Source organism: Ruegeria sp. HKCCD7255 (assembly GCF_013031565.1).
Classification (GTDB): Bacteria; Pseudomonadota; Alphaproteobacteria; order Rhodobacterales; family Rhodobacteraceae; genus Ruegeria.
Genome location: NZ_WQAG01000016.1, coordinates 39,888 through 65,391, shown reverse-complemented (window position 1 = coordinate 65,391; position 25,504 = coordinate 39,888). Strand labels below are relative to the sequence as shown.

Annotated in this window: 23 protein-coding genes; 11 read left to right on the top strand and 12 right to left on the bottom strand. The window is 55.1% G+C overall.

The annotated features are described in order from the left end of the window. A partial coding sequence (locus GOX45_RS20590; protein ID WP_254446120.1) for a dimethylsulfonioproprionate lyase family protein occupies positions 1–670 on the top strand: 670 nt, incomplete at its 5' end. A gap of 525 nt (positions 671–1,195) precedes the next feature. Here GOX45_RS20590 and GOX45_RS20585 read toward each other — a convergent pair. Further along, positions 1,196–1,987, bottom strand: a complete 792-nt coding sequence (locus GOX45_RS20585; protein ID WP_171103625.1) for a class I SAM-dependent methyltransferase — start codon at positions 1,985–1,987, stop codon at positions 1,196–1,198. A gap of 328 nt (positions 1,988–2,315) precedes the next feature. Then, positions 2,316–3,236, bottom strand: coding sequence for a LysR substrate-binding domain-containing protein (locus GOX45_RS20580; RefSeq protein ID WP_217350601.1), 921 nt, complete (start codon positions 3,234–3,236; stop codon positions 2,316–2,318). A 111-nt stretch (positions 3,237–3,347) separates the two neighbouring features. Here GOX45_RS20580 and GOX45_RS20575 point away from each other — a divergent pair, with 111 nt between their 5' ends. The 6 genes from GOX45_RS20575 to GOX45_RS20550 all read left to right on the top strand — a co-directional run bounded on the left by GOX45_RS20575 (position 3,348) and on the right by GOX45_RS20550 (position 8,547). After that, positions 3,348–4,214, top strand: coding sequence for a pirin family protein (locus GOX45_RS20575; protein WP_171103621.1), 867 nt, complete (start codon positions 3,348–3,350; stop codon positions 4,212–4,214). Positions 4,215–4,254: 40 nt separating this feature from the next. Then, a complete protein-coding gene (locus GOX45_RS20570) occupies positions 4,255–4,869 on the top strand; it encodes an isochorismatase family protein (RefSeq protein WP_171103619.1) in 615 nt (204 codons plus the stop codon). A 228-nt stretch (positions 4,870–5,097) separates the two neighbouring features. Beyond that, entirely contained in the window at positions 5,098–5,925 is an 828-nt protein-coding gene (locus GOX45_RS20565; RefSeq protein WP_171103618.1) for an NmrA family NAD(P)-binding protein, read from the top strand. Between the two features lie 198 nt (positions 5,926–6,123). Then, a complete protein-coding gene (locus tag GOX45_RS20560) occupies positions 6,124–7,137 on the top strand; it encodes an AraC family transcriptional regulator (RefSeq protein WP_171103616.1) in 1,014 nt (337 codons plus the stop codon). A gap of 125 nt (positions 7,138–7,262) precedes the next feature. Beyond that, a complete protein-coding gene (locus GOX45_RS20555) occupies positions 7,263–8,090 on the top strand; it encodes an SDR family oxidoreductase (RefSeq protein WP_171103614.1) in 828 nt (275 codons plus the stop codon). Positions 8,091–8,118: 28 nt separating this feature from the next. Continuing rightward, entirely contained in the window at positions 8,119–8,547 is a 429-nt protein-coding gene (locus GOX45_RS20550; protein WP_171103612.1) for a DUF4345 domain-containing protein, read from the top strand. Positions 8,548–8,899: 352 nt separating this feature from the next. Here GOX45_RS20550 and GOX45_RS20545 read toward each other — a convergent pair whose 3' ends face one another. The 5 genes from GOX45_RS20545 to GOX45_RS20525 form a co-directional block, all read right to left on the bottom strand. After that, positions 8,900–9,751 carry an ABC transporter permease gene (locus tag GOX45_RS20545; protein WP_171103639.1) on the bottom strand — a complete coding sequence of 284 codons (852 nt, stop codon included), beginning with the start codon at positions 9,749–9,751 and terminating at the stop codon, positions 8,900–8,902. A gap of 4 nt (positions 9,752–9,755) precedes the next feature. After that, a complete protein-coding gene (locus GOX45_RS20540; RefSeq protein WP_245223351.1) occupies positions 9,756–11,009 on the bottom strand; it encodes an ABC transporter permease in 1,254 nt (417 codons plus the stop codon). A 60-nt stretch (positions 11,010–11,069) separates the two neighbouring features. After that, positions 11,070–12,059 (bottom strand): ABC transporter substrate-binding protein, encoded by a 990-nt coding sequence (locus tag GOX45_RS20535; RefSeq protein ID WP_245223352.1) that lies wholly within the window; start codon positions 12,057–12,059, stop codon positions 11,070–11,072. Between the two features lie 127 nt (positions 12,060–12,186). After that, the gene (locus GOX45_RS20530; RefSeq protein WP_371809003.1) at positions 12,187–13,320 is read right to left on the bottom strand and encodes an ABC transporter ATP-binding protein; all 1,134 of its coding nucleotides are present in this window, start codon (positions 13,318–13,320) and stop codon (positions 12,187–12,189) included. A gap of 304 nt (positions 13,321–13,624) precedes the next feature. Further along, a complete protein-coding gene (locus GOX45_RS20525; protein WP_171103610.1) occupies positions 13,625–14,581 on the bottom strand; it encodes a LysR substrate-binding domain-containing protein in 957 nt (318 codons plus the stop codon). A 131-nt stretch (positions 14,582–14,712) separates the two neighbouring features. Between GOX45_RS20525 and GOX45_RS20520 the strand changes: the two genes are divergently transcribed. Further along, a complete protein-coding gene (locus tag GOX45_RS20520) occupies positions 14,713–15,384 on the top strand; it encodes a glutathione S-transferase family protein (protein WP_171103607.1) in 672 nt (223 codons plus the stop codon). A 580-nt stretch (positions 15,385–15,964) separates the two neighbouring features. Here GOX45_RS20520 and GOX45_RS22375 read toward each other — a convergent pair. Both GOX45_RS22375 and GOX45_RS20510 read right to left on the bottom strand, forming a co-directional pair. Continuing rightward, the gene (locus tag GOX45_RS22375; protein WP_371809004.1) at positions 15,965–16,432 is read right to left on the bottom strand and encodes an SH3 domain-containing protein; all 468 of its coding nucleotides are present in this window, start codon (positions 16,430–16,432) and stop codon (positions 15,965–15,967) included. A gap of 869 nt (positions 16,433–17,301) precedes the next feature. After that, on the bottom strand, positions 17,302–17,697 hold the full coding sequence (locus GOX45_RS20510; protein ID WP_171103603.1) for a hypothetical protein: 396 nt from the start codon (positions 17,695–17,697) through the stop codon (positions 17,302–17,304). A gap of 444 nt (positions 17,698–18,141) precedes the next feature. On the opposite strand from GOX45_RS20510, the gene GOX45_RS20505 reads away from it, so the two are divergent. Further along, entirely contained in the window at positions 18,142–19,053 is a 912-nt protein-coding gene (locus GOX45_RS20505; protein WP_171103601.1) for a hypothetical protein, read from the top strand. Between the two features lie 89 nt (positions 19,054–19,142). Here GOX45_RS20505 and GOX45_RS20500 read toward each other — a convergent pair whose 3' ends face one another. Both GOX45_RS20500 and GOX45_RS20495 read right to left on the bottom strand, forming a co-directional pair. Beyond that, positions 19,143–20,375 (bottom strand): HlyD family secretion protein, encoded by a 1,233-nt coding sequence (locus GOX45_RS20500; RefSeq protein WP_171103599.1) that lies wholly within the window; start codon positions 20,373–20,375, stop codon positions 19,143–19,145. A gap of 3 nt (positions 20,376–20,378) precedes the next feature. Next, a complete protein-coding gene (locus GOX45_RS20495) occupies positions 20,379–20,798 on the bottom strand; it encodes a hypothetical protein (RefSeq protein WP_371809002.1) in 420 nt (139 codons plus the stop codon). Between the two features lie 134 nt (positions 20,799–20,932). On the opposite strand from GOX45_RS20495, the gene GOX45_RS20490 reads away from it, so the two are divergent. Then, entirely contained in the window at positions 20,933–22,006 is a 1,074-nt protein-coding gene (locus tag GOX45_RS20490) for an FAD-binding oxidoreductase (protein WP_171103597.1), read from the top strand. Then, entirely contained in the window at positions 22,003–22,668 is a 666-nt protein-coding gene (locus GOX45_RS20485) for a DUF938 domain-containing protein (RefSeq protein WP_171103595.1), read from the top strand. The genes GOX45_RS20490 and GOX45_RS20485 overlap by 4 nt, the downstream gene beginning before the upstream one ends. Before the next feature lie 260 nt (positions 22,669–22,928). Here GOX45_RS20485 and GOX45_RS20480 read toward each other — a convergent pair whose 3' ends face one another. After that, positions 22,929–25,436: an FAD-dependent oxidoreductase gene (locus GOX45_RS20480; protein WP_171103593.1), complete on the bottom strand. Its 2,508-nt coding sequence runs from the start codon at positions 25,434–25,436 to the stop codon at positions 22,929–22,931. Between the last annotated feature and the right edge of the window lie 68 nt (positions 25,437–25,504).

Sequence of the window (25,504 nt, the reverse complement as noted above, 5' to 3'; positions counted from 1 at the left end):
AGCATCGAAAATCGATCAAAGCAGCGCTGACATTTGGGATTTGGATGCACTGGTCATGGCGCAAGACGAAATCATTCAAGATATGCTGGTAGAAATTGCAAAGGTCTATGAGACCGAGGTAGACATTCAAGGACCTCATACAGCGAACACGCTTTTGGTAACGCCAACTCCTGTTGCCTTTGAACCCGTTCCACCTTGCTCCCTAGATGCGGGTATGCGTGCTGTCTTGGCCAATAGCAATCATCCGGCAGCTAGTTCGGTCTTGGCCGCACAGCATCTCTTGAGCTGGGGATCAAACCCGGTTGAGGGCAACACCCAATCGAGTATAGCCGCCTTGATAAGCGTCCTAACACTGATGGGACCAGAAGGACCGATACCGGCGCCGGACGTAAGGTTGGGTTTGGTCTACATGCGACCCGACAGCTACTATCCTATGCATCTTCATGACGCCGACGAGACATATGTCATTATTGCGGGACAGGCTCTTTGGACGGCCGGAGATGACATTCGGATGAGAGGGGTTGGTTCAATGATTCACCATCCAAGTATGATGCCACATGCATTTCGAACAGGCGCAGAGGGCTTTATCGCAATCTGGCGCTGGAGTGGCGACATCAACACACACTCATACACCTTTACTGAACATCTCGAAGCTGATTTGTTAGCCTGACGCGCGGCTTTGGGCTCAAAGAAGACTTTTGACTATATTCAAACGAGCCTCACCACCCGCTCTGCCGTCTATATACCTGTTTGATGCTGACCGGGTGCCTGCCGCATCGGGTACACCGGGCTTTACCCAAAACGCTGCGCAGGGTGACATCACCTCCCAGCCTTTCAACCACGTCGCTGGGCCGGAGGCTCGCACCATGGATACAGCGGACATCATCGCAGTGGATGTATATCCAGTAGTCATCTGAGATGCTGGAAAACGGGATGGGCTGGATCTGAGTTCCGAGTTGGCGCGGCGGCATTGCGTAAGGTTAACTAGGGGCCTCACCTGGACAAGCTACAAAGTGGAACCACCGCGTTTTAGGCGTCGGGAACAACGTTAGCCAATTTCGGGTGTGCGCAACAAAGCGTACTTTCGCCACAACTCCGCCAACGTCTGCTTTCAGCGCCACACGCAGCAAGTTTGCGATTGGATATCAACCTAACTGGGTTGTGGCTTCACACAAGAATGAGCGACGCGGGGATGCTATTTTCGTCCTGTTACGACATTCACCGCGTCAGGATAGACAAGTCTATCTCCTACAACATATGCGTCGAGCTTTTCCGCGACCTCCTGGATCAAGGCATTTTGCGCCTCTTCTCCGAGTGCGAGAAACGCGCCTGCAATTGGCATAGACGCCAGATGCATGGGCACAAATTCGGGCGCAAGCGGAACATCGATCATCAGTTCTTGCCGGTGAACGGCCACATCCGAAAACCCTTGATCCGCGACCTGCTGTTTTAATTTTTTCGCTGTTGGCGTCTGCCGTTGAGCCCTTTGCTTTTCTGCAATCTCGGGGGAGATGTGGTGGGCAACAGCAGAGCATAGGGCTTCAGTGTAAGCGCTATGCCCATCCCAGATTGAGAAGGCCAGGCGCCCACCTGGAACCAGAAGCCGCAAGAACTCGCTTAGAGCTTTGGGCTTTTCCGGAAAGTAATGGTAGCCATGCTGCGAAAGAATGACATCGTAAGACCCTGAAGGCAGTCCGCTCCCGCATACATCGCTCTCAATCCATCGAATATCGAGATCAACAGCTAATTCTTGTGCCTTGGTGAGCATTGGCGCGTTGATGTCCAAACCATCGACTCGGCCGCTAGTTCCAACCTTTGACTTCGCCAGTCGGGTCGTCACACCTGTTCCGCAAGCAACATCTAAGACACGTTCCGAAGAACCTAGTGAAGCCTGTTCAACAAGCGCTTCAGCCCACCGGCCAAACCAAAGGGGCACCATGACTTCTTCGTAAATTTTGGGTCCGTTACCTGCCAATTGAAATGTCATGAAAAAAACCTTTGTCGCTTTTTTTGTCGACGACAGCGTATGCGCGTCCCGTTTCTCAGGTCAAACCGCCTTTAATTGTGTAGTGTTCAGGCTTGTCGCTTAATCCGGACATTCATGCGCCGTGCAGCATCCGTCAAAATGGGCTCGAAGCAGTCATTCGCTGCACTCGGTGTGAACGACTGTTCTGCGGGACAAAACTGCCATTGATCTCCCCCGCTCTAATGTCTGCTTGTTTTCCTTCTCTGAACGAGAATTACCAAGCTCAGCCGCAAAGGAAGGTGAAATGCTACAGCTGGACGCGGGAGGTTCAATCCCGTTGGAGCCGCTGTTACGTGTCCGCTGGTGCATCGCCGGCCAGAACGGTTGGTAATTCACGCTTCAAGAAATCAAGCAACACCTCAAACGCAGGCAACAATCCTTCCCGCGAAGGCATCAGGAGGCTGATTTGTGGGGTTCCCGCCGTCCAACCCGGCAATACGCGCACAAGTGATCCGGCTTCAACCTCTTGTTGGCACACGTAGGAAGGCAGGGCAACAAGCCCCAAGGACAAAGCCGCCGCGTTTTTGAGCGTTGACATATCATCGCTTGCAAAGCGCACCTTGCAGGGGATCGATGCGCTTTGCCCGTCACGATCGCTCAGCAGCCATTGGTGCGTCGCTCCGGGTCTGCCAAGAACCAGGGCCGGGTGATTTGCAAGCCCGGCCGGATCATCTGACGGATCGAGTGTGATCTGGTAGTCCGGCGAGCAGAACAAGTGCCATTTCACCCGTGCCAGTCGCACTTGGATGAGGCTCGAGTCGGGCAGAGTGTCCATGTGTCCGCGGATCGCCATATCGATCCCCCCTTTGATCAAATCCTCCATCCGGTTCGAGGCGCGCTGGACAACGGTCACTCCAGGATTGTCCTGAAGAAAACGCGGTAAGATTTGGTCCAGACCGAACTGCGCCATCCCCACGGAACAGGACACGGTCACAGTGCCTTCGATCCTGTTGGTTTTGCGACGGACGGCGGTTTCGGCGACTTCGAACTGTGCGAGGGCCTTTTGCGCGTGGCGGTAGTAGTCTTCGCCGATCTCTGTCGTCGTGACGATGCGCGATGTGCGCTGCAAAAGGCGCACGCCAAGGTCTTCCTCAAGCTGCCGCACACGGCGGCTGAGCCGGGACTTGGGAATGTTCAACGACCGGGCTGCGGCGGAAAATCCGCCCTTTTCAACAACATGAACAAAGTAGAAGGCGTCGTTAAGGTCCATGCTATGCCTCATCCTATTGTTCCATGTGTAGAACGATAAGTCCTGATATTGACCGATTTTCCGCTGATTGTCTCGCTCATATTCTAAATTCAACAGAAGCGAGAGACTGACATGACCAAGCAACTTATCGACACACTCGCAGGCGCCCCCTGTGAAACACATGCACAAAGCGACGGTCGCAAGATCACCATCGGCGATGGCTTTGTGGCTCAAAGCTACCAGCACGCGGACTTCCAGGGGCTGATGGACCCGCTGATCATGGTGGACCACTTCTACGCGACAAAGCCCACGTTCGGGCCCCACGCGCACGCAGGCCTGTCTGCTGTGACCGTGATGTTTGAGGACAGCGAAGGCGCGTTCCGCAACCGCGACTCCCTTGGCAATGACCTCGAGCTGGCGCCTGGCGATCTCTATTGGTTCAAGGCCGCGCGCGGCGCCCTACATGACGAAGCGCCGGGGCCCGATGCCAGAACCCACGCATTGCAGGTCTTCGTCAACTTGCCCGCAGAGAACCGGCACGACGCGCCATCTGCATTTCACCTCGCAGCCAAGGACATCCCAAAGCTTGCAGGCGACCGCTCTACCGCGCGGCTGATACTTGGGGACAGCAACGGTGTCATGGGTGGGGTCGCGCCCGACGTTCCGCTTACGCTCCTGGATATCAACATGCAGCCCGGCGGTCAGTTCACGCACAACGGCAACAGCGACCAACACGCCTGGGTCTTGGCCATCACCGGCACCTCCACTGTGACCTGGAACGCAGGGTCTGCCGACCTCGAACCTGGCAAAGCCATCGCATTTGCAGGTGCCGCGGACATCTCATTTTCCTCCGAAGAGGGCGCTCATGCCGTCCTGTTTCGAGGACACCCCCTGCGCCAAGCCTTTGTTCAACGGGGTCCATTCGCCATGGGCAACGCGGCAGAGCTTGACGCTGTCGAGGCTGACTACCGAGCCGGTCGCCTTGGATCAATTGACTGAAACCAACACCACCCAACAACAACCTTAAAAGGAGAAGACCGTGACGAAACTGAACAACCCGGAACCCCTTACCCGTGACAATGCCGCCGTTGTATTTGTCGACAATCAGGTGGGACTGATGACTGGAATCCGCGACTATTCTATCGCGGACCTCAAACTCAACATCGTCGGCTTGGCCAAAGCCGCAAAGGCGCTCGGCCTGCCGATTGTCACGACTACGACATCGTCAGAGACTTTATGGGGGCCTGCTATTCCGGAATTGCAGGAAGCCTTGCCAGATCAGACCTTTATCGACCGAACAACGGTCAACGCATGGGACGATCCACGGGTGGAAGAGGCCATTCGCGCAACCGGGCGAAGCAAACTGATCTTCGCCGGGCTGTCGCTGGAAGTCTGCGCCGCGTTTCCCGCGATGCGGGCCGTGCGCGAAGGGTTCGACGCCTACATCGCCGTCGATGCCAGCGGGACGTTTAACATGACAAAGCGTGAGACGGCTTTGCACCGGCTTACACAAGCCGGAGTTGTCATCGCGGATGGTGCCAGCCTGATGATCGAAATTCTTGCAGATAATGCGAACGCGCAGGCCGGTGACGTCTATAGCGCCTTGGGCATGGATTGGTCGATCCTAGTCGGCCAAGTTCGGGCGAGTGTTTAGCGATGCGCCGCGAAACTCATAGAACCCAACGCTGGCAGCTGGTCCGCAATTCGCGTCTGCACCGGGGATCGCAAGTCCAGTTCTACGTGATCTATCTCCCATCGCTTGTTTGCTTTGTCGCGATGGGACTGGCGGCCGCTGAGTTTCTTTAACCTCAGCAGCCATCCGACCAACTCCATTCCAATTCAACACAACCAACGAGCTCTCAGCTCACCATAGGAGATGACTATGACCAACCAACCCATCCTCGTAATTGGCGCCACCGGAAAAACCGGATCGCGCGTTGTAACCAAGCTTGAAGCCAAGGGCCTGCCCGTTCGTCGTGGCACGCGCCTCTCTGAAACCCCCTTCGATTGGGAAGACCAAAGCACATGGGCCCCGATCCTGACCGGCGTATCCAAAGCCTATGTCACCTACTTCCCCGATCTTGCCTTCCCGGGCGCGGTGGAAAAGTTGGAGGCTTTTGCCAAGGTCGCTCTGGAGACCGGCCTGCAACACATCGTATTGCTGTCCGGCCGAGGAGAACACTTCGCCAGCATGGGCGAGGACGTGATCCGCAACTCTGGCGTTCCCTTTACCATTGTGCGCGCGGCCTGGTTCGCGCAGAACTTCTCCGAAGGCTATCTGCGCGACCCGATCCTTGGCGGTGTGCTGCCGATGCCAGGTGGCGACATTGCGGAGCCGATCATCGATATCGACGACATTGCCGATGTGGTTGTCGCCGCTTTGACCGAAGGGGGGCATTTGGGTGAACGGTACGAGGTCACTGGCCCGCGTCTGATGACCTTTGCCGAAATGGCTGACATCCTTTCCACCACTCTGGGCCGCCCGATCCAGCATATCCCCATCGCGTTCGAGGACTTCCACGCCAATGTCGCAGCTGCTGGCGGGGACTTCGTGGCCGACGTCTTCACACAGATCGCGCGTGAAACGCTCGACGGGCGCAACGCCCATAGTGCGGACGGGGTCGAGCGCGCCTTGGGTCGCAAGCCGCGTGACTTCGCAGAATTCGCCGCGACCGCCATGGAAGCAGGCGCCTGGTCTGCGGCTGCCTGATCCACCCCAGATCAATCGGCGGGAGACTCTGCGCTCCTGCCGCACCACCCGCAAACTGGAGTAAGCCCATGTCGACCATTCTCTTCTGTCTCATCCAATTCTGCTGAGGCGCGAGAACGCAAGCAAAGGCACTAACCGCGAGAGTTTGTGCTATGGGTGCCAATTTGCAGCTTGGGCGTCTTCAGTTATCCTCGCCGAATGGGATGGATTTCGACGGTCTTCGTACACAAAGCACTAAATGCTGCGGTCGCTCTTGAATGCGTCGATACAGATGAACGGTTGGCACTTTTCGCAAGCGTTGGGTTGGACCCGTCGGCTCCAGCTGATCCCAGCGCGATGATCTTGGATGGCGACTTTTTTGGATTACTAGAGCGCATCGCGCACCTTGGTGATCTCGGTCGATCCGTTCCGATATACGTGGGCGCGTCAATGCGATGCGATGACTACGGCGCTTTTGGGCTTGCCTTCAAATCTGCCCCTAATCTTCTCGGCTCCTATGCTCGTGTCGAACGCTACGGGAAGGTCGTGACCTCGATTGCCAATTTCCGCGTAGAACGGTCGGGGACGTCGGTCTTTATGGAAGTCATTCAAGGACGGGACAGGCGTCCTGGCCTCAGGATGACCAATGAACTGGCTCTAGCCGCAGCGCTGTCTCTTAGCCGGGAAGTCGGCAGCGATGAGTTCTCCCCAGTCGCCGTTCATCTTTTGGCGGACCGTCCCGAGGATGACGGCGTGTATCAAGAGCACTTTCGTTGTCCAATTCATTTCAATGCTGGGCGCGACGCACTTGAAGTCACTACGGCAGCAGCAAGCCAGGTAAACCGATTGTCTGACGATGGCATGTCCAAGTTTTTTGAGACACATCTCGACACCCAGCTTAGCCAGATCAATGACACGTCCGAGCTTGAGCGGCGTATTTTGGATCAGATCCGTGAGACGCTCAGCGAAGGTGTGCCCACGCTTGCGGAGGTGGCAGAGCGTTTGGGTATGAGTACCCGGACTTTGCAGCGCCGTCTGTCCGCAGATGGTCTGGCCTACCAAGACTTGGTGCTAGACGCGCGGAAATCACTATCCGAGCAACTGCTGCGGCGCACGGATTATGCCTTAGCAGAGATCGCCTTTTTGACCGGATTCTCTGATCAGAGCACGTTCACTCGGGCCTTCAAACGCTGGCGCGGAGAAACGCCAGCAAACTATCGTCGCGGCGCTTAAGTCTAAACTCAAACCATCGAATTGGCGTTGGCGTCTTGAGCCCAAACACTGGCGTCCGATGCAAATACGGTCGCGCCTAGCGACGGCTATCCCTTGGTCATCACGTCAATCAAGGGAGACCAAACATGACATCCAAACCAATCCTCGTTACAGGCGCGACCGGAAAAACCGGGTCCCGCGTGCTGGCCCGGCTCAAGGCGGCGGGGCACGATGCCCGCTTAGGGTCGCGCAAAGCGCAGCCCCCCTTCGACTGGGACGATCCAACAACATGGGAGAATGCCATGCGTGACATGGGAGCGGTCTACGTCAACTATCATCCAGACTACGCATTCCCGGGCGCCGTAGAGAACCTGACGCGCTTCACCCGTGTCGCTGCGTCGTGCGGTGTCGAGCGCTTGGTCATCCTCACCGGCCGTGGCGAACACCATGCGCAACTCGGCGAAGAGGTGATTGCCAAGTCCGGTCTGGACTTCACTATCGTCCGCTCTGCCTGGTTTGCGCAGAACTTCTCGGAAGGGTCGCTCTGGGAGCCGGCAATGGAAGGTGTCGTCCCGATGCCCGGTGGTGATCTTGAAGAGCCCATTATTGATATCGATGATCTTGCTGATGTCATTGTCGAGGCACTAACGGGCGCTGGCCACTCCGGCCAGACTTATGAATGCACGGGTCCAAGGTTGCTGAGCTTCGCTGAGGTCGCCGACATACTGTCCGGTGCGATGGGGCGGCGTGTCGATTATCTGCCGATCTCTTTCGAGGATTTCCATGCCGAGCTTGAGGCGACGAGCGGAACCGTCTTCGCCGATATCGTCACAAGCATCGCGCGCGAAACCTTCGACGGTCGGAATGCCAAGATCGGCGACGGCGTGATGCGCGCCATCGGTCGGGCACCCCGCGACTTCACCGAATTCGCACAAGCCGCTGCAGCAGCGGGCAAATGGGCCAAGGCGGCCTAACGAAGTCAAACCAAAAGGAACAAGAAACATGCAACTTACACGTTTTCAGAAGATCACTCTCGGGATCAGCGGCCTCACGGCACTGGCTATCGGCACCTTGATCACTCTGGCGCCTCATGCCTTCTATGCCGGCTACGGCATTTCGCTTGGACAGGACCCCAACCTACTGAACGAGCTTCGCGCACCCGGCGCAGGACTGGCGGTATTTGGGGCACTTATGCTGGCAGGCGTCGTCAGCGTGGCCATGGCTCCAATCGCGCTTGCTGTCGCGCTCACGGTCTTCCTCGCCTTCCCCCTCGGGCGCATCGTGGGCATTGTCATGGATGGCATGCCGTCCGGCAGCGTGATCAGCGCTCTGGCGTTTGAGATCATCATCGCAGCCATTCTGCTCGCCGCGTTTAAGCCGATGCGCACAGCGGGCTCCAGCCGGGAGCGGCTTGTCGACCTGCCTGGCTAAACGGTCTGTCAACTCGTGGGCGGTTCCGGGATGCCGGGACCGCCAAATCCATGTTTTGCCGAAGAGGCAGCGAAGAAAGCCGCCATTGGCGCCCTGCGCGGCTAAGGCTGCTTCGGGCTCGAAGCGGTTGCTCATAGAGTTTTGGCGAATGCCTGCTGTGCGGACAAACGCGCCATTTGTGTCTGCTAACCGCACATCAGTGTTCAATCGCCCTTCGAGCGCCGGCTCGGAGGACAAATCACCAAGTTTTAGTGCATCAATTTTGGGTTAAAGAAAGCTCACTTTTTTGATGATGATGAATCGTCAACATTCTTCATGGCTGAAGTAATCCAGTTTCTTAAATCCGGTGCAGTTAGTCAGAAGTGCCTCTAAGACGCTCGGATCTACGTCGCAGCAATTCAAGTGTTGCTAAGAGAGCTATGGATAGAAGCACCAAAAGCGTTGCTACCGCGAGGATCGTTGGATTTATCTGCTCGCGTAGCCCTGAAAACATCTGGCGAGGGATTGTTCTTTGTTCTGGACCCGCCAAAAACAACACCAAGACTACTTCATCAAATGAAGTTACGAAAGCAAACAGTCCTCCAGAGATGACACCGGGCCGGATAATCGGAATAACCACATCGAAAAACACTTTAGTTGGCGAAGCTCCTAGACTAAGGCCAGCGCTGAATAGTGAACGATCAAAGCCAGTCAATGTTGCGGTGACAGTGATGATAACGAACGGTACGCCAAGGGCTGCATGAGCAATTATTAGGCCAGGGTAGGTGCTGACCAAATTAAAGCTTGTATAGAAAAAGAACATGCCAGCAGCGATGATGATTAATGGCACGATCATGGGCGAGAGAAGAAGCGCAGTGATCAAGCGCTTAAATGGCATCCAAGGCGACGCGAGACCAACCGCCGCAAGAGTTCCCAATCCTGTTGCTAAGATCGCAGCGGCGATGCCCACGACAAAACTATTCCAGATGGCAAGCGTCCATTTCTGATCCTGTGCGATGGCCTGGTACCAGCGCAGGGAAAAGGCATCCGGGTCTAGCGAAAGCATACCTTCAGTGAACGTAAAGAATGGTTCTGCATTGAAAGACAGGGGCACAATAACTAAAATTGGCAACATCAGAAAAACGAGTACCAGGTAGGCTGAGAAACGCAGACTATAATGTCCAGCTATGTGCCAAAAGGTAAAATACTCTGGGAACTTCCGCATCGCTCTAACCCAGTTTGATGTTGCCCGCGCCCACGAACCGGTCATAGAGCCAGTAGAGCGCAAGGATTAAGAACAACAGAAGCGAGCCAAGGGCGGCTGCAAGCTCCCAGTTGTTGGATTGCTGCATGTGAAAGGCGATGATGTTCGAGATCATCTGGCCATCGGTGCCCCCAACCAATGCCGGAGTGATGTAGTAGCCAACTGAAATTATGAAAACCAACAACGCGCCCGCTGACAGGCCCGGCAAGCTCATCGGAAGGTAAATGCGAAGGAAGGCCGGGATCGGTGGGCTGCCCATCGACATTGCCGCGCGCATGTAACTGGGATCAATGCCACGCATGACCGAATAAAGCGGCAGGATCATGAAGGGCAACAGGATATGCGTCATCGCAATGATGGTCGAGAATTGCGTATACAACATCTCAAGCGGCGCATCGGTCAGACCCAGGGCAAGCAGGGTGGAATTAACCACTCCGTTTGTTTGTAACAGTGCGATCCATGCGGTGGTTCGCACAAGAAGCGAGGTCCAGAAAGGCAACAGGACAAACACCATCAGGAGGTTCGCCGTTCCGCTGGAGCTGTTGGCCATGAAATAGGCTAGCGGGTAACCAAGAATAACAGTCAAAATCGTTATGATCAGCGCCATTCGAAGCGTCTTGCCATAGAGTTTGACGTAAATCTGCGTCTCGCGGCGTTGGATGCCGCCGTCTGGGTCGTTCTCGAGGTCGAGCGCAGTCAGGTAGTATCCGGCGGTATAGACCTGACCGGTCTTTTTTAGTGCTTGCCAGATCTCTGGTTCTGCCCATTTCGCGTTAGCATCGATCAGGATCGCGGCGCCATTATTGGCTAGCTCGCTGTCATCAACACGACGCAGCTTGCGCGCGGAGGATTTGATGACGCTGGAGGACCCGGGAAGGGCACGATTCACTTCTTCCGCCAGTTGACCCGAAGTGCGATCGTTGGCGAGCCTCTTTAGATCAAGGGCGAAGATGCTAAGAATCTCGTCGCTTGGACGTTCCTCGCCTTGCCAGCTTGGCAGTTTTTCGAGCGTCTCGGGTACGAGGCTGGCAACAGTCGGATTATAGACACCGCGGTACAGCATCGAGGCTATAGGTGCGACAAATGAGAACCCAATAAAAGCCAGAAGGGGCACAACGAACAGAAAAGCTCTCCAACGCCGTGACCGGTATTCACGCGCGGCGTTACGGGCGTCTTCGCGGCTCAACCCATCTGGGGTGACGCTGGTGGCTTCGGGCAATTGTTCGTCTCCGGTCGATGAACCTGCGCCGATTGAACGGCGCAGGTTGGTGCTCTTAGATTATTGAAGCAGCCACTCGTTGAACTTTTCCCCTAGTGACTCACCGTAGTCGGCCCAGAAGATGCCGTCTGCTTTGACACCTTCGTCAAGATGTGCTGTCGGCAGATCCTGCTTGACGTCATCCGGCAAAAGCGCCTGAGCAGACTTGCGCGTTGGGCCGTAAGCCACGTCTTGCATACCTGACAGAGGCACGGTTTGAGTTGCGAATTTGACGAACTCAAGCGCAGTATCGAGCTTATCAGTGCCTTTCATGACCGACCAAACATCAAGGTCATAGACATGGCTATCCCAAACCATTGTGAAGGGGGCGTTTTCTTCCTTGATGGCGGCGAAGATACGACCATTGGCGGACTGCACCATCTGGGCACCACCGTCGTTCAGAAGAACAGGTGCTTGTGACCAGCTATCATACCAAACGATATCGTCTTTGATTGTGTCGAGCTTCGCGAAGGCTCGTGCCTGACCTTCATCGGTGGATAGAACGTCATAGACCTCGTCTGGCGCCACGCCATCGGCCAGAAGGGCCCATTCCATGTTTACCTGCGGACGTTTGCGCAGGCCGCGCTTGCCGGGGAACGCTTCCGTATTGAAGAAGTCTTCGATCGTTGTAGGGCCGTCGGAATACGCATCGTTGTTGTATGCGAAAATAATGGTCCAAACGATGTTCCCGACGCCACATTCGTGCAATGCCTCGGGAATAAAGTCCTCGGCAGCGGGTGTGCCGTCGTCGCCCGGTGGCAAAATCGAATGATCGATGACTTCCAAATACCCTTCCGAGCAAGCACGCTCGAGGTCGATCACCTCGATATCAACAACATCCCATTGGATGTTGCCGGATTCGCTTTGCGCTTTCATTTCGGCGACGCCGCCGCCGTAGTCTTCAAACAAAACGTTGACGCCGCTGTCGGCCATATATGGGTCGATCATGTGTTTCTGTTGTGCCGCCCCGTAAGCGCCACCAAACGACGTCACGGTCAGATCTTGTGCCATGGCTCCCGATGAAACCATTGCCAGTGCAGCAGCATATGTAAGCAATCCAGAATTTTTAATCACATTCACCTCCTGTTGTCGCGAGAAGCTTTGGGTCCCGCTTTCCCTTTCATTACTTCGCGCAACCTCATACAGGGAACGCAATGCAATCCGAAGTCAGCCACATCAGACGCCCGTCCTGGCCTTCTGAAAACTCAGGGGCGGACAAATCGTTCAGGACTTTGACAATAATCTCTGAACCGTTTGCCAGCCTGAAATAATAACGGATGAAATCGCCCACATAGATGCGCGTTATGAACGCCGCGGTCACCTCGTTGTCGTGATCATGCGATGTCGGGTGTATGAACAGCTTCTCGGGTCGTACCGACACACGACAACCGGAATTCTCGGTCAACCCTTGGCCAGCCATCGCAACCACGATTTCGCCGCCCGGCGTAACGACTTTGGCCTGATCGCCTGAGATCGACTGAACGTGGCCATCGATAAAATTGTTCTCGCCAATGAACTCGGCCACGAACGCATTTGAGGGCCGCTCGTAGAGTTCCGCGGGCGGGGCGCATTGCTGTACGACGCCGTCGTTAAAAACAGCGATCCGGTTGGACATCGACAGCGCCTCGGATTGATCATGCGTCACGTATATGACCGTAACACCCAATTGCTCGTGCAGGCGCGAGATCTCATACTGCATTTGTTCGCGCAGCTTCTTGTCCAACGCACCCAGCGGCTCATCCATAAGGATAAGCGTCGGCTCAAAAATCATCGATCTTGCCAAGGCCACGCGTTGTCTTTGACCACCAGAGAGCTGGCCGGGATAACGTCCGCCAAACCCGTCCAACTCCACGAGCTTAAGCGAGGCAACCACTCTGGAATCTATTTCAGCCTTTGCCACTTTCCGAACCGAAAGCGGGTAGGCTAAGTTCTCCGCCACTGTCATATGCGGAAACAGCGCGTAGTTTTGAAACACCATCCCGATATTTCGACGATAGGGTGCAATACGATTGATCGACTGCCCCTTTATTGCGATGTCGCCTGAGGTAACGCTCTCAAAGCCTGCTAGCATCATCAGAACAGTTGTTTTGCCGGAGCCTGAGGGACCAAGAAGAGTGATGAACTCTCCTTCTTCGACTTGCATATCGAATCCCTTTACGACCAAGTTCTTCTGGTCGTAAGTTTTTTTCACGTTATCAAATACGAGAAACGGTTGTGATTTCCCAGCTTGTTGTTTGTGGGCATCCATGTTCTTCGCCATTACGTTGACCATTCATGTTTGCCGCCGCTATGGGGGCTGACAGCAAGTAAATCGTGTATTCCGGCAAACTGCAACTTATCGTTTTATATCTATAAAATGAGACTCTTGGGCAAAAAAGGTCCGCGTTGGGCTCTATGCCGACCTTGGAGCACGCGCGCCATCTCAAAACTTGCACCGCCAGGCTTCGTTGAGGGCGGCCCAAGGCGGACCTTGGTCGCATCATCGAGCGCCCGAATGCAGCGTCACCAAACCAGACATTCGTGCATCTCGCAGCATTCCGCTTCCCGCAATGACCGGGTCGCGGACAATGCGGCCACTACCCGGACGCTCTTGAGCCTTGGGAAGCGAGGTATGCGTCTAACTCACTGACGAAACGGTCTGATCTGTCTGTGATCCATTCGACGAATAACGCCCGTAGATTAGATTTCGCTCGGGATCGCGCCCATAGGAGACGATAGGCGTACTTTGTCTGGCACATCCTTGACGGTCCGAGTGGCAGAATGAGCGATCCTGCTTTCAACGCGTGAAATGCTTCTACAATCCCGCAAAGCGCCAGCCCCTGACCCGCTGCCGCCGCTTGAAGCCCTGAACCTGTTTTCGAGATGCGTACACCGTGTTTTAGATGATCGCGGTCAAACCCAAAGGCATCGCCCCATGCTTGGAAGTCAAGCCATCCCGGGTCCTTGGTGCGATTGGTGACGTGGATGAGCGGTACACCCTTTAGCGATCGCACATCCGGACCCAGCCCTTGCTGGTCTGCAAAAGCGGGCGAGCATACCGGGGCAACAAAATCGCCGAAAAGCACGCGTTCTTCCAATACAGTGTCACGGGTGGGTCCGTATCTGATCGCAAGATCATAGTCCTCTCTCACCAAGTCAATATCGCGATTGGATGGGTCCAAGTATAAGTCCGCATCCGGGTATTGATGTTGGAATTCCGCAAGCATTGGTGCCAACCAGTTTTCCGAAAAGGACTCCGGCAGGGTAATGCGTATACGGCCAGCCGCGTCGTTCGGCTTCAGTTGCTCAAATGCCTCGGCAAGCCTTGCAAAGCCGCCTTCCAACAATTCCCGAATCCGCAATGCATCCTCAGTTGGCTCGATGCCCGAGCTGGAGCGAATGAACAGACTTTTTCCGAGGTAAAGTTCTAGAGACCGAACCCTTTGCCCAACTGCAGCCGGAGTAATTCCAAGTTCGTTGGCGGCCAGTGAAAAGCTCCCATGTCGCAATGTAGCCTCCAGCGCGCGCAACGCGTTCAAATGAGAAAGATGCATGTCGACACCCTAAAGATTTCCTTTAGTGGGGCCAAATGAAATCACGCGTGCAAAGTAATCGAACCCACCCATACTGAGCATTGGCGCACAGGATGTCGCCATGAAAAACAGAAACATGGGGAAGACGGGGTATGTTCACGCTCTATTGGGAATATCTGGCAGGCTCGATTGTGGTGCAGTCAGTCCTTGAAGAAATCGGTGCAGAATATCGACTGATCTACGTGGACATGGGCGCAGACGCACATCGGACCCCAGATTTCCTGCGTCTAAACCCAACCGGCCGGATACCAGCGCTCGGCTACGCAGATGGCAAAACGATTGGAGAGACTGCCGCGATTGTGACGCTATTAGGCGAGATGTACCCTAAATCCGGGATCACTCCAGTGCCCGGCGATGATAATCGTGGAGAAATTCTGTTTTGGTTGAATGTCATGACGACCTCAGGCTACATGACGGCAGCGCGCCTCGGGCACCCTGAGCGCTATGCGGAGAGCAGCAAAGCGATCGAGGAGGTCGGCGCAAAAGCAGCTGTTGATTACGACGCCTTTTTCGATGTGATGGAAGATGCAATTGCGGGCGATCCGTACTTCATGACGCGCGGTCTGACCGCACTGGATTTTTACGTCACAATGCTGACCGAGTGGCACGCCAACAAACAGTCTCTCTTTGGCTCACGACCCAAGCTCAGCGCGCTGTGTGAGTCTGTGAATGAAAGCCGCTCCTACAAGGCCGCAATGCAGACACATGCACTTCCACAGACCCGAATATTCAAGCGGTCAGCCAAAATCTGCACTCTGGACTAGCTTCTGCGCAGGTGGAGCAATGCGGTCCCTACTTTCAGCGTTTTGATGCTAAACTACTTGGGCTTGAAGCAGATTATCTGCACGGGGCGGGTTCGGCGTTCTTCGATCTTTCGTGCAGCGTTTCGCACAATCTGCGGAGCCAATTTACCCAACAGGATAACTGAAAGACTGATCTTTCCATTGTTGTTAGCCCTGGGACCGTGCCATTCCAGTTTAAGCCAAGGATAGAGTGCTTGAGCAGTAGCTGGTAGTGCTCGCCATGCTGGCATCTGCATCATTGTCCTCGTTAATTTGGTCCAGTGCTCACCGCGCTGCTCATTCTTTTTTTCGCGTCCCACTGGCTAACCCCGAGCATTGGAGCACCCATACCTTTGGGATAAGGTGTGGTTGCTCAAGAAAGATCGATTATCGCCTCTGTCCGCGCCGAAACCGCGGCGGAGACGTTTTTCTTTGGACGATGACATTGCGTTGCTCGCTTGTTGACGGCGGCGGTTAACCTTCCATAAAACTGGAAAGAGAAAGCAACCGACATCCGGCTTCGTTCTTTCCAGCAAAACAAAAAGCGCGTCAGCGCGTTCCATTAATGGTGATGGTGGTGCCCGTTCCCGTGATGGTGACCGCCAGGGTGCGGGTTACCGTGAGAATGGTGTTGAGGAACAGGCTGATAAAGTGGGTGAGGGTAGTATGGACGATAGTGGCAGGCTGGGTCCTGCGGCGCGTGATAGCAGTATGGACCCGGCACGGGGTGGTAAGGGTGATAGTAGCGATTCCAATAAGCAAACCATGGGTAAGCCTGATAGTGGTTCTCCCAATAGGCTTGGCTAAACTCAACAATTGCTATTCCCAGCGCGGCTGCGACGACAGGGTTCATCACCTTTTTCTGGCCATCGCTCTCTGTGAGAATGTAGTTAGATGAAATCCAACCACGGGCGCTATTCCAAGACGTATCGCACCAGGAATAACCTGTTTGGCACCCGTAGATCTCGATTGTCGCGTCTTGTGGAAGCGTCGCCACGACAGGATAATTTGTACCAGGGCCGGCCCGCATATGGACTGAAGTGGTTGTAAAGCCTGCGGTCTGTGAAATGGCCGATGACGCCCAAAAGGGTAATACTACTAATGCTAGCGCAGCGAGTAGAACGTGTCTCATCGTGGATCCAATCTTTGTCTGAAAATCAATCTGATAGTACAACTGCGAGCAACGAGTTGGTCAAGACATGCCAGCGCTCTTTTGTCTGCCCGACTGGCAACAGAACAGAGATTTCACATGAAACCCCACGCCAACTTAGGGTAATGGCGTGGGGTTTGCCCCGGATATTTCGACTTTCGAACACAGGCCACTTTCACATAGGCTTGCGTCCTCTCTCCTAAAACGTCGAACTCCGAATTGCGTTACCCGAGACACAAAACTCGTAAAGAACACTTGTATCTGAGATTAGCACTTTCTGGTAAGACCAAAAGAACGAGCTGCTGAATGGGCACAGATCGCGCCTTATTGTTAGGTGCATCGGCAGCAGTGAGTTCACTTGGATTTATTGATGACAATTAGAAAAAAGTGTCGCGGTTTTCCGAAACGGGTTCTCTTCACTAGCGCCGCCCGAAACTCAAGAGAAATCAAAACTCCCTTGCTCGAGTGCCACCTCAATCAAACGACATCTTGGGGCGCGCCTCATTTTCGCCGCATTCTGGTGCTTTTCATGCCTTGTTTCGCAGTGTGTGTTGAGGGTGCGTATATGTATCGAAATGAACAGCCGAACGATGACCAGAAGAAATGGTCAGAGTGGTCAATGAAACCCCAAAAGCGGCCTAGAAAGCCTTCGCACTATGCCTCGGGATTTGTCATGTTGCTGTCTGCTGCCATCCTTTTCGGAGCTCCAGAGCTACTATCCGGCCTCGTCTAATCGCTTTCGCGCTGCCTTACTTAAACCAGCTAGAAGGCTTCATCTTCTTAACTTCGATAAGGTTGGACCTAAGAGCAGCCAACTGTTTCTCGAATTCGAAGATTTGCTTCTCAAGTTTCTTTATCTCGGCAGCTTGCCATTGCATCATAGCTTTCTCGGCTTCTTTTCTTAGCCTATCGGCATCACCTTTTCCCAGTTTAGGTTTTTCTGAAAGCGCTTTTAGGACTTGAGCCCAAAAGCGGCTGGAAATCTCGTTTTCTTTCTGCATTACATTTGCGAGACCTTGGAGATGATTTGAAGCTGCTCTTGTATTTTCTTGTGCCTTGGTCAGCTTTCTAATCTCGGCATTTGCCTTCTTGCCTTTCTCCGAATTCATGACTCGCATGAACTCTACGATCATGGTCGTTCCCATGGTTTTCCCCCCGCGAATTGCACCCCAGCCTTTTTGATACCGTCAAAACGGCAGGCTATTGGCATCTCATAGTGAGATTATCACTCAGCTCGTGACCATTGGACAAGTCTGGCCTCTAATCCAGTATCGTTTAAGCGCCCGACACACACCCAGGGGTAACCTTAGGGTCGTTCGGCCGCACCGGCCTGACAGCCATAGGTAGATCAAAGCCTTTTTTATAGGCCTGAAATTCGCTTGCACCCGTCGATGGGTCTTTGCGTCACTGAGCATGACGCGCCGCCGGCCTCGCTTACGATCAAGAATTTGTGGCGCCCAATCTCCAGCAGAAAGGTCTGGGTTTGAACAACCGGCAACAACTAGGGCTTGCAATCCCTCACAAGACAAATAGAAAACGGGTCCGTCTCACATCACGCATGAAATCAAACAAGCATTGGCGCAGACTCTATGGCAAATGCAGTAATCCTATACACCGGGAACGTCTGTTCCACCCCGATGATAGAGTATGCGCGGGAATCCAAAAATGTGTTTGTGCCGTTTCGTGAGCAGTTCGACTATTATCGGATTTCAGAACAATTCCCGAATGAAGACACAGTTTGCGAGGAATTCGCAGTTCTTCTACGAGACCTCTTTGAGCGGCGAAACAATCCGTTCTTTGATGACCCCGGCCTAATAGACTTCAGAGGCCAGCGCGCGCTCCCGACCAAATTTGAAAAGGCCAACATCCTTTTTAAGTGGCGATGTTGGAACCCCAGTCTCAAAGGTGTCGAGAGTATTGCCCGTGTCTTTCAGGACCACGGTGCCAAACCGATCATCATGCTGCGAAGGTCATTGATTGAGCAGGTCACCAAAATCCACCTGTCCGAAAAAGTCTATGGTGGACGCCACCAACAGTTTGCAGCAGCAGCAATGTCTGCAGAAGAATACCAAGACTATCTCGAACAGCAGAACCGGCTAAGAGTCAGGCTTTCCGAAGATGACATCGCAGCTCTTAGTGCGACCGCAACAAAGTTTATCAAGCGGACCAGGTTGTTGATCGACGCACAAGCGACCTTCTTCGGCAAAAAGCCTCTGCAGGTCATCGTTGCCGAAGATATTTTCAAGCCGATGATCGACTACGATGCCTATAATCGAGTTCTGAATAGGGTTTTCCCACCGCGCTCGGTCTTCAAACGTTTGACCGGTTTGCTCTCCGGGCCTGAAACCCTTGTTGAACCCGGATCGGAATCCGCTGTCCGAAAGGGCGGATTGGAATTGTCCCATTGTGAGAATATCGAAGACGTTTGGGCCAATGCAGAACTTGCCGAGCTGGAGGCCCAATACAAGGATATGATTTCAGGGCACACTAAACTGTCTTGAAGGTCACAAGCAGTCCGTACAGCCGATCTTTCTGACTTTTTAGCCCAAGGGTCGAGCGCGATGCGATCTACCTGAGACGACGAGTATTCTCAGTGTCCACTCAGAACCAATGTGTTCACTGGCATCAGGATCAAGCGCAACCGCAAACCTGCCGCGTGAACGACACCAATCGTGTCCACGACATGCAAGAACGCCGCGTCCCAAAAGCCGAGGTCGTCATGTTCCAGCCGCGCGTGATTATCCGTGTAGACATTTGCCAGGCAGTTGCTGCCCGGAGGAATGTCGTCTGCCATACCTTTGTACAAAGGTTCCATATAGACTAGGATCGAACCCGGCACGGTATTGGTTTGAACATCGCGCAATACATCTGACGGGCGGATCTGGCCGGACGGGATGACGTCCTGAACCTCGACCACCACCATAGGGATCACCGTGAAGGGTTTTGTCATACAGCCCAATTCGCCGATCATACCCGGCTTTATCACCTGAGCCGACAGCTGATTGAACGCAGCCTCGAACCGATCATGGCCCGAATGGGAGGGGACGAGAATACCCGCAGGACGCAGCAGCGGGCTGACATAGTCCCCGACTTGCAGACCGAATTGTTCAATCCGGCCTGTGACGCCTGCGTTGATGACGGTTTTATCCAGCTCTGTCAGCGCTGCATCCAGCTGAGCGTTCGCACTGGCCAATTGCGCCGGGATCAGGTCCTGTATCTCCTGTTCCACTGCGGCGCGCCGGGACTGAGCCGCCAGCAATTGCGCTTCGCGCTCGGCCACAAGGTTCTCTAGCCGTTCTATCTCGGCCAATCGCACTGCGCTTGATCCCTGATCACGCAGGGTCGTGTTGCGCTCCAGGTCTTCCAGCGACTGTGCAAGCGCGGCTTGAGCACCGGCAATCCCAGCATCCGCCTCGGCCAGATCTGTTTGGGCCACGTTCAACGACGCCTGAACCTGCGCAATTTGCGCGTGTGCCGATTCGACCTGAGCCCGCTGCGTGAAGTCTTCGATACGAAAGATCGGCTGACCGGCTGTCACCTGTTCATTGTTGCGCACATAGACTTCGGACACACGACCGCCCAGTTGAGGCAAGATCGTGACTGTCCGGAAATACGAGGCCGCCGCGCTGCTGGACGGATGAAAATAGAACAGAGTCGTGATCACGGTCAGCGCCAGAATGGCGCAGGTAGTCAAGCCCCAACGCAGCTCGTACCACATGGTAAACAGCGTGATTTCATGTCCGATCCGTTTGCCCTGTACAAAGCGGCGAAACAGGTAATCAGGCAAGACGGTCACAAGCGCGCACATCAGAGTTTCAAGCATCGCCTATTGCTCCTGCGCTGCAGCTGCGGAAGGTGTGGGATCAACCGGAGGCTCTTCGATCACAGAGTCCGTTTTGCGTTGCGTCCCAAGCGAACGAATGGCGTCGGCGATACTGCGCAAGGGGGCTGCAAAATCAGGAAATTGGAAGCCCGCAACCAGAATGGCCGCCACCCAGAACAGGCCGTTATGGGTAAAAAGAGCCAACAAGGCCAGTATACCCACCAACTGGAACTGCGGGTGGTTGGACTTATGCGCCAGTTTCTCGGGGATCGCGTGCAAGGTAAAATAGGCGACGCCGATCAGAACAATAACAATGACAGTAAAGACCAGCATGAAGGTGAACAGGAAATCACTTCCATCCGCCTGCGTGACATAGGAGGGAATATGTCCCGTCGCCATGGGATGTAAATCCGCTGTGCTCACCCTGCTCTCCTGTCTGTTGTTTGGTCTTTCTTGACGAGGTTGCAATGCGATTTCAAGGTTGATCTGCCCGTACAAATGGATTTGATCAGTGTCAGACTTCGTCGCAACGTCCTGAAAACGCAGGCAGAGGCAGAATGATTGACTTTCTTGTTATTGGCGGTGGTATCGCGGGGCTGAGCGCAGGTGCGCGGTTATCTGCTTTGGGTCGCGTCACGGTACTCGAGGCCGAAGAAGCGCTGGGCTATCACGCGTCGGGCCGGTCGGCGGCATTGTTCGAAGAAAACTATGGCCCGCCTTCAGTAGTGGCTTTGAACCGGGCCGGTGCCGCGTTTTTTCATGACAAGACATCCAACTATCTGACACCCCGAGGACTGATGCTACTGGGGAAAAAGGATGAAGCAGAGGCTTTTGCCCAAGACGCCGATGATCTTGGCATGACGCCGATCAATGTGCAGGACGCCATTGCACGTGTCCCGATCCTGAACCCTGAAACCGTTGGTTTTGCTGGGGAAAGTTCTAGCGCTTTTGACATAGACACGGATCGGCTGTTGCAGGATTTCGCCAAGATCGTCCGTGCCAATGGCGGTGACGTCCTCACGAAATCCCGTGTCTCTGCGATCCGAAAAGATCGGTATTGGATTGTCGAGGCAGGTCGCGCCTTTGAAGCCCGCACCCTGGTGAATGCCGCCGGTGCTTGGGCGGATCAAATCGCCGCACTTGCCGGGATCAAACCGATTGGCATAGTGCCAAAACGCCGCTCGATGGGTCGCATTCCTGCACCCGGAGGGCATGACGTTCGTAGCTGGCCGATGATGTTGGGCGTGAATGAGGCTTGGTATGCCAAGCCAGACGCGGGAAAGCTGCTGGTGTCGCCATCAGAGGCTGATCCGGTCGCTCCGCATGATGCTTTTGCTGACGATATGGTGCTGGCCGAGGGTATTGCGCGGTATGAAGAGATGGTGACAGAACCCGTCATGCGGCTTGAGGCCAATTGGGCAGGACTGCGCAGCTTTGCCCCTGATGGGACGCTCGTGCTGGGGCCGGACCCATTTGATCCCAGCTTTGTCTGGTCTGCTGGCCAGGGTGGCTATGGCTTTCAAACCGCACCAGCCGCTTCGCAACTGATTGCTGATCTGATTGCCGGAAAGCCGTCGGAGCTGGACGACAAGACCGTCGCCGCACTGCGCCCCGAACGGCTGCACCGATGACAGAGCGCGCCACCCCGCCAAGCACGCCAATGTCTGGCCAAAGGACAAACAACCGCCTCGTCGCGCCTGCAGCGGCTCGCAATGCGGACGCTCTGTGTAACGTGCTAAAGCGCCTCGCACCGCAATCCGGGAAAGCTCTGGAATTGGCAAGCGGTACAGGGCAGCATGTTGCTGCCTTTGCGCAGCACCTGCCGGGCTTGAACTGGCAACCCACAGAAATCGATCCAAACCGGCGTGCCAGCATCGATGCCTATTCACACGGCCTGAGCAACGTCGCGACGGCACGCCACCTCGACGCAACAGTCTCGGGCTGGGCGTTTGACTTTGGTGAAAAGGACCTGATTGTTCTGATCAACCTCCTGCACCTGATATCCTGGTCCAAAACAGAGATTTTGATCGCAGAAACCGCTGCGGCGCTCGCGCCTGGTGGGCAATTTGTTCTTTACGGCCCGTTCATGCGAAACGGGCAGCTAACCAGCGCGGGGGACCAACGCTTCCACACGGCGTTGATCCAACAAGATCCAAAAATCGGCTACAAGAACGACGCTGATATCCTCGGTTTGCTGAAAGAAAGCGGGCTCAATCTGTCGGAGATCGTGGACATGCCCGCCAACAACCCGGCTTTTGTCACACAAAAACCGTCAGGCGAGCCCCGGCCCTGAAAAAGCCTGCAGTGGCAGGCTTGCCTCCGGCGGAGGTATTTATAAACAGAAGAAGTAACGGATCATTAATCTTGATCAGCGACAGTCGCCAGGCGGTACAGGCGGAGGCGCCGATGACCGCAACAGGAGAAGGCCCCCTGTCCAAAAGCAGGGGGCTGGATCTTTTCAAGTCACCTGCTTCTTCTGTTCAAAAAATACCTCCGCCGGAGGCATGTGCCGCGCAAGCGGTGCATTTTACATCACCGGCCACCCGTCACGACTCAACCATCCTTTCGGATGGTATCGTTGTTAGGATCGTAAGGACTGTCGCACGTCACCACAGCATCCCAAAGCTTGTCCTGCATCTTGACCTTCAGCTTGGTGCCTTCGACCGCCAACTCGGGTCTTACATAGCCCATGCCGATAGATTTCTCGAACGCGACCGAATAACCGCCCGAGGTCAAACGCCCCACACGTTCGCCTTCTGGCGTATAAAGTGCCTCGCGTCCCCACGGGTCCGCATCATCCGGCCCGTCAATCAGCAAAGTGCAGCATTTCACGCGCACACCGGTCTCTTCCAGCTTGGCCTTGCCGTGAAAGTCCTTGGACAGGTCGACAAAACGCGGCAGGTCAGCCTCGAGCGGAGTCGCATCGCGACCGAGTTCAGTGCCAAAGGCGCGATAGGATTTCTCCTGGCGCAGCCAGTTTTGCGCGCGAGCCCCGACCAGCTTCATGCCGTGTTTCTCTCCGGCCTGTTCCAGCAGATCGAACAGATAGTTCTGCATCTCGATCGGGTGATGCAGTTCCCAGCCAAGTTCACCAGTATAGGCCACACGGATCGCGTTCACCGGACACATGCCCAGCTCAATCTGATGAGCCGACAACCATGGAAAGCGCTTGTTGGACAGTGCGGTTTCGGGATCGGCGTCCTTGATGACCCCTTTCAGAACGTCGCGCGATTTGGGTCCGGCGATGGCAAAAACGCCCCATTGGGTGGTCACATCCTGGATTTCGATATAGCCGAACTCCTCCATCTTGTCCTCGGCGGCCTTGCGCAGATAGTCAGCGTCATACTCTGTCCAGGCTCCGGCGGAGACGAGGTAATAGCTGTTCTCGCCAGTGCGGACGATGGTGTACTCGGTGCGGGTAGTGCCGTGCGAGGTCAGCGCATAGGTCAGGTTGATGCGCCCGACCTTGGGCAGTTTGTTGCAGGTGAACCAATCCAGAAATTGGGTGGCACCGGGGCCTTTGACGACATGTTTGGTGAAGGCTGAGGCGTCGATCAGGCCGACGCCATTGCGGATCGCCTTGGCTTCTTCGACGGCATATTCCCACCAACCGCCACGACGGAACGAACGGCTTTCCTTGTCGAAATTGTCCGGCGCGTCCAGCGGGCCATAATAATTCGGACGTTCCCAGCCATTGACCCAGCCGAACTGCGCGCCGCGGGCCTTCTGGCGGTCATAGGCTGGAACGGTCCGCAGCGGACGGCAGGCTTCGCGTTCTTCATCCGGATGGTGCAGAATATAGACATGCTCATAGCATTCTTCGTTCTTGCGCGCCGCAAATTCGGTGGTCATCCAGTTCGAGGAATAGCGTTTGGGGTCCAATGAGGCCATGTCGATCTCGGCCTCACCCTCGACCATCATTTGCGCAAGGTAGTAGCCGGTACCACCTGCGGCGGTGATGCCAAAGGAAAAGCCTTCGGCCAGCCACATATTGCGCAGGCCCGGAGCCGGTCCAACCAGCGGGTTGCCGTCTGGCGTATAGCAGATCGGGCCGTTGAAATCGTCTTTCAGGCCCGAATCCGCACAGGATGGCACGCGTTCGGCCATCGCCATGTATTGATCGGCAATTCGGTCGATATCCAGCGGGAACAGGTCGGCGCGGAAACTGTCCGGCACGCCATACTCAAAGCGCGCAGGCGCACCGTGTTCGTAGATGCCCAGGATCCAGCCCCCACGCTCTTCACGCGCATAGGATTCGTTGTCGGCATCGCGCACAACCGGGTGTTCTGGGTTACCTGCCGCGCGCCACTTGACCAGCTCGGGGTCTTTGTCCATGACGATGAACGTGTGCTCGACCGGGATGGCGGGCATCTTGATGCCCAGCATCTTGGCGGTGCGCTGCGCGTGGTTGCCCGATGCGGTCACCACATGCTCGGCTGTAATCACCACTTGCTCGTCTGACGGAACAAGGTTGCCGCCCTGCTCGACCATTTTGGTACAGGTCACCTCCCAATGGGTACCGGTCCAATGGAACGCGTCGGCCTGCATCTTGCGGACGATGTCAACGCCGCGCTGGCGCGCGCCTTTGGCCATCGCCTGGGTGACATCGGCAGGGTTAATATAGCCGTCTTCAGTGTGGTAGATCGCGCCTTTCAGATCGCCGGTTTCGATCAGTGGCCAACGTTCCTTGATCTGCTCAGGCGTCAGCCATTCATATTTGACGTCACAAGTCTCGGCTGTGGACGCGTAGAGCATGTATTCGTCCATGCGGTCCTGCGTCTGCGCCATGCGCAGGTTCCCAACCACGGCAAAGCCCGCATTCAGGCCGGTTTCTTCCTCGAGCGTCTTGTAGAAGTCGACCGAGTATTTGTGGATATGCGTCGTCGCGTAAGACATGTTGAAAAGCGGCAGCAGGCCCGCCGCGTGCCAGGTGGACCCCGATGTCAGCTCATCCCGCTCGATCAGCATCACGTCATCCCAGCATGCCTTGGCCAGGTGATAGGCAATTGATGTCCCAATGGCGCCACCGCCAACAACCAATGCTTTGACTTGGGTTTTCATAACCGGCGTCTCCCTAGAATTCAGCTGACACCATATGGCGCATTTGCGGGTCAAAACGCGACAGTCAT

Coding starts and splice junctions, on each gene's coding strand:
- GOX45_RS20510 (WP_171103603.1), bottom strand. CDS start 17,697: ATGGGAACGACCATGATCGTAGAGTTCATGCGAGTCATGAATTCGGAG.
- GOX45_RS20560 (WP_171103616.1), top strand. CDS start 6,124: ATGGGATGGATTTCGACGGTCTTCGTACACAAAGCACTAAATGCTGCG.
- GOX45_RS20580 (WP_217350601.1), bottom strand. CDS start 3,236: ATGGACCTTAACGACGCCTTCTACTTTGTTCATGTTGTTGAAAAGGGC.
- GOX45_RS20485 (WP_171103595.1), top strand. CDS start 22,003: ATGACAGAGCGCGCCACCCCGCCAAGCACGCCAATGTCTGGCCAAAGG.
- GOX45_RS20585 (WP_171103625.1), bottom strand. CDS start 1,987: ATGACATTTCAATTGGCAGGTAACGGACCCAAAATTTACGAAGAAGTC.
- GOX45_RS20555 (WP_171103614.1), top strand. CDS start 7,263: ATGACATCCAAACCAATCCTCGTTACAGGCGCGACCGGAAAAACCGGG.
- GOX45_RS20480 (WP_171103593.1), bottom strand. CDS start 25,436: ATGAAAACCCAAGTCAAAGCATTGGTTGTTGGCGGTGGCGCCATTGGG.
- GOX45_RS20530 (WP_371809003.1), bottom strand. CDS start 13,320: ATGGTCAACGTAATGGCGAAGAACATGGATGCCCACAAACAACAAGCT.
- GOX45_RS20490 (WP_171103597.1), top strand. CDS start 20,933: ATGATTGACTTTCTTGTTATTGGCGGTGGTATCGCGGGGCTGAGCGCA.
- GOX45_RS20535 (WP_245223352.1), bottom strand. CDS start 12,059: ATGGCACAAGATCTGACCGTGACGTCGTTTGGTGGCGCTTACGGGGCG.
- GOX45_RS20575 (WP_171103621.1), top strand. CDS start 3,348: ATGACCAAGCAACTTATCGACACACTCGCAGGCGCCCCCTGTGAAACA.
- GOX45_RS20550 (WP_171103612.1), top strand. CDS start 8,119: ATGCAACTTACACGTTTTCAGAAGATCACTCTCGGGATCAGCGGCCTC.
- GOX45_RS20525 (WP_171103610.1), bottom strand. CDS start 14,581: ATGCATCTTTCTCATTTGAACGCGTTGCGCGCGCTGGAGGCTACATTG.
- GOX45_RS20500 (WP_171103599.1), bottom strand. CDS start 20,375: ATGCTTGAAACTCTGATGTGCGCGCTTGTGACCGTCTTGCCTGATTAC.
- GOX45_RS20520 (WP_171103607.1), top strand. CDS start 14,713: ATGTTCACGCTCTATTGGGAATATCTGGCAGGCTCGATTGTGGTGCAG.
- GOX45_RS22375 (WP_371809004.1), bottom strand. CDS start 16,432: ATGCGGGCCGGCCCTGGTACAAATTATCCTGTCGTGGCGACGCTTCCA.
- GOX45_RS20505 (WP_171103601.1), top strand. CDS start 18,142: ATGGCAAATGCAGTAATCCTATACACCGGGAACGTCTGTTCCACCCCG.
- GOX45_RS20545 (WP_171103639.1), bottom strand. CDS start 9,751: ATGCGGAAGTTCCCAGAGTATTTTACCTTTTGGCACATAGCTGGACAT.
- GOX45_RS20565 (WP_171103618.1), top strand. CDS start 5,098: ATGACCAACCAACCCATCCTCGTAATTGGCGCCACCGGAAAAACCGGA.